The sequence below is a fragment of the Xylanibacillus composti genome, from assembly GCF_018403685.1.
Lineage (GTDB): Bacteria > Bacillota > Bacilli > Paenibacillales > K13 > Xylanibacillus > Xylanibacillus composti.
In genome coordinates, this window is record NZ_BOVK01000113.1 from 1 (window position 1) to 2974 (window position 2974).

Genomic DNA, 2974 nt, shown 5'->3' on the forward strand with positions numbered 1-2974 from the left:
CATCCAAAGCTTTTTGCCAATACTGGAATACTTCGTATGCTCTCTCCTTCAACTCATCAGGTCCAAATGAATCATTCGGAAAAAGCTTCTCAATTCCACTGGTAAACTTGACCCCTGGATCTAAATATCTTTCCATGTTCCTTCTTATATGTTCGAGAACATGTAAGATGATTCCTCCGATACTATTTTGGTTTTCACTTTCCTCTAACCATAATAAATGGTCAGACAATACTCCTAAACATGATTGAAACTTAGGGAGGTAGTGACTGACCATTCGATGTTTGGAGATGATTATGAATAATCTTGATTCCTCGTTCATCTTTGAATCACCTACTATTTGTCATTTGCATAAATTTCAGATAACGTTCCCGTGTTCACGACGTTCCACCACCTTAAGCGAACGTAGTGAGTGGCCGCAATGCGGTTTGGTGGTGCGGATGTGTCCTGGTATTTACTTCTCCGACTTATCTTCAAGGACCGAGGCAGCTTGACTGCCGATGCGCGAACACATTGTTATTTGATGTCGAGGCCATCAATACCATTACCTTCAAAACATAATATGCCTCAACCTTATACAATTACTGAAATTGAGGCATGTTAACTATGCTCCTTATTTTGTATCTGCCTTATATTCGATCAAATCCGATAAGTTACATTGGAAAGTATCACATAGTCTAATCAACGTTTCCAGCTTTGTTGTCTCAATATTCTCTTCTCGATACAACTTATTTATTGAATTTCGACTCAGACCAGATAATCGCATAAGTTCAGTGATATCATCTATACGACGATCTGCCATTAACCTTCTTAAATTGCATGTAATCATCCATCAACCCTCCGTAGCTATGATCTTACTTCCCAAAGTTAAGTATTTCAACATTCACTCTAACAAATCCCTTCTAAAAGTTAATTATTCGCTTTACATTAACTCTATAGAGTTATATAATTACCTTATAAAGTTACTGGGAGGTTGGTTTCAAGTGAAGCATATAGAAAGAGTCTTTCAACAAATTTCATCTGATCGAACAATGTATCTATGTAATCAAATGATTAGTTCCAAGGAATACTCATCTCTATCTGAGCAGTGTATTGAGCAATTTAATACACTTAGGTGCCATCTTCCAGAGCATATAAAGCCCACACTTTTTGAATACGAAGAAAAAATGAACCAACTTCATAGTCTTTCACTTGACTTCATCTATCTCCAAGCAATAAAAGACGGCTTTGGCTTATCGCAATTATTAATATCAGACAAATGAATTCTTTCGGGTTTCACATATTGCCTCGATTTCAGATAACGTTCTTGCATTCACGAACCTTCGAAGGAGATTGTCGCAGCAATCACTTCTTTGAAACCACGTCTACGATCGAGGGCGTCAGCCCGATGCATGAATGCTGTGTTATACGTAGATACTGCCATCTTCGAAACAATTTCAAATTGTCTTTTCATAGATTACTATCTCTTTATTGTCACCATTAATTGAAGAAGCAACTCTTACAAATCCTTGCTTATTCCAAAATCGGTGTGCAGGTTCATTATCTACTATTACTCCAATTCGATACTTTTTAATTTCTTTGCTAGTCATGAGTTCTTCAAACTGTCTAAGTACTTCGCTTCCGTAGCCCATTGACTGTAAATCATTCCTTATCAGTAGCAATCCTAGCCAAGTACATTGATCACCATGATTATGAAGCAAGTATTCAATAATTCCTACGTAAACCTGATCTTTATAAAGAATAAATCTCTCTGCACCAATACTCTTCGATTGCCGGAGTTCTTCTTCAATCTCTTCCTGCGGTATATGTTCTTTACCTTTAGATATTAAATTGAAGAATGGTGTGGTATTAATTATTTTTTCTTCGATCCCTACAAGATTAAGGGGAAATTTTATAAATTAAAACAAGCGTAGCGCTCCTTAGTTTGTTTGCTTATTCTTATTGCAGTGATTATGTATAACGTTCTTGCATTCACGAACCCTTACCGACCTAGATAGCTCCTATCTTAGTCGGTGCAGGGTTATCTCCTGAATCTGCTCCTCCGAAATCCCTCTTGGCGACCAAGGGACTCGGAGAGGCCCGCTGCGTGAATGCATTGTTATAGGAAGTAGTCGACCTCTTCGAATTAACCACAAAAATACCCTGACATCATATTTGCATCAAGGTTCATGTGTTAGTATTATTCATTTGTAAATATCCCCACGAGGACCTATCCTAACAATAAAGATTATAAGTTTATCATCAACAATCTCTTATATGACTCGATAAGTTCCGACTCTCAATCAATATACTTCAGCATCATAACCCTGCATCTTTTTTATACTCGAGAATTGCCGTGGTGATTCTTTGATGGATTCTACAGCTTCGAGTATTCGTCTAGCAGTCGGTTAATCAAGTTTTTTCAAGTACTTCTTCGATTCATTCGAAAATTCCAGTTTATAATTCAAGTTCACGTTTTAAGTCCTCCAGTGACGTTGTTTCTCCAGCCTGAAACTCCTTCCGTGCTTGTTCCAGAGCATTTATGTCATCAGGAGTCAACTGATCATCTTCACTATCCATTTGCTTCTCCAAAAGCCAAGAAAGGAAACTTTTGGCGACAACCTTGTTATTATCATTAAGTCTATTTATGATCTTTTCTAATTCATCTTTAGGAACACTCATTTCATCGTCCCTCCTTTGTTTTGATTATATCTTAACCATACATTATATCCAACCGTTCTTCATGTAATCATTGGTTTTCGACTATTTCCTATAACGTTTCCGTGTTCACGACGTCCCACCGACTTACGGCAGCTTGCTGCCGGCCGCGATGCGGTTAGTCGGTGCAGGGTTGTCGCCTGATTCCACTCCCCCGTAATCCCCCTTGGCGACCGAGGATGTATCGAGGTCAATCGATTTTAGATTGACCGAAACCGAAGCGTGAATGCATTGTTATCGGATGTTTGTGCCTTCTTCGAGTTCTCTCTCAACAATAATT

The 2974-nt window shown here is 38.3% G+C and carries 4 protein-coding genes and 1 pseudogene; 1 reads left to right on the top strand and 4 read right to left on the bottom strand.

Going from position 1 to position 2974, the window contains the following annotated elements; translation table 11 throughout:
• Positions 1–319 (bottom strand): annotated as a pseudogene (locus tag XYCOK13_RS21725) (DinB family protein); the annotation flags it as partial.
• Positions 320–610: 291 nt separating this feature from the next.
• Positions 611–826, bottom strand: coding sequence for a helix-turn-helix domain-containing protein (locus tag XYCOK13_RS21730; protein WP_213414352.1), 216 nt, complete (start codon positions 824–826; stop codon positions 611–613).
• A 154-nt stretch (positions 827–980) separates the two neighbouring features.
• Between XYCOK13_RS21730 and XYCOK13_RS21735 the strand changes: the two genes are divergently transcribed.
• On the top strand, positions 981–1259 hold the full coding sequence (locus XYCOK13_RS21735; RefSeq protein WP_213414353.1) for a hypothetical protein: 279 nt from the start codon (positions 981–983) through the stop codon (positions 1257–1259).
• Positions 1260–1433: 174 nt separating this feature from the next.
• On the opposite strand, the gene XYCOK13_RS21740 is transcribed toward XYCOK13_RS21735, so the two are convergent.
• Positions 1434–1892, bottom strand: a complete 459-nt coding sequence (locus XYCOK13_RS21740; RefSeq protein WP_213414355.1) for a GNAT family N-acetyltransferase — start codon at positions 1890–1892, stop codon at positions 1434–1436.
• A 541-nt stretch (positions 1893–2433) separates the two neighbouring features.
• The gene (locus XYCOK13_RS21745) at positions 2434–2658 is read right to left on the bottom strand and encodes a hypothetical protein (protein ID WP_213414354.1); all 225 of its coding nucleotides are present in this window, start codon (positions 2656–2658) and stop codon (positions 2434–2436) included.
• Between the last annotated feature and the right edge of the window lie 316 nt (positions 2659–2974).

Excerpts from the sequence above, each read along its gene's own strand:
- XYCOK13_RS21730 (WP_213414352.1), bottom strand. The coding sequence starts at position 826 with ATGATTACATGCAATTTAAGAAGGTTAATGGCAGATCGTCGTATAGAT.
- XYCOK13_RS21745 (WP_213414354.1), bottom strand. The coding sequence starts at position 2,658 with ATGAGTGTTCCTAAAGATGAATTAGAAAAGATCATAAATAGACTTAAT.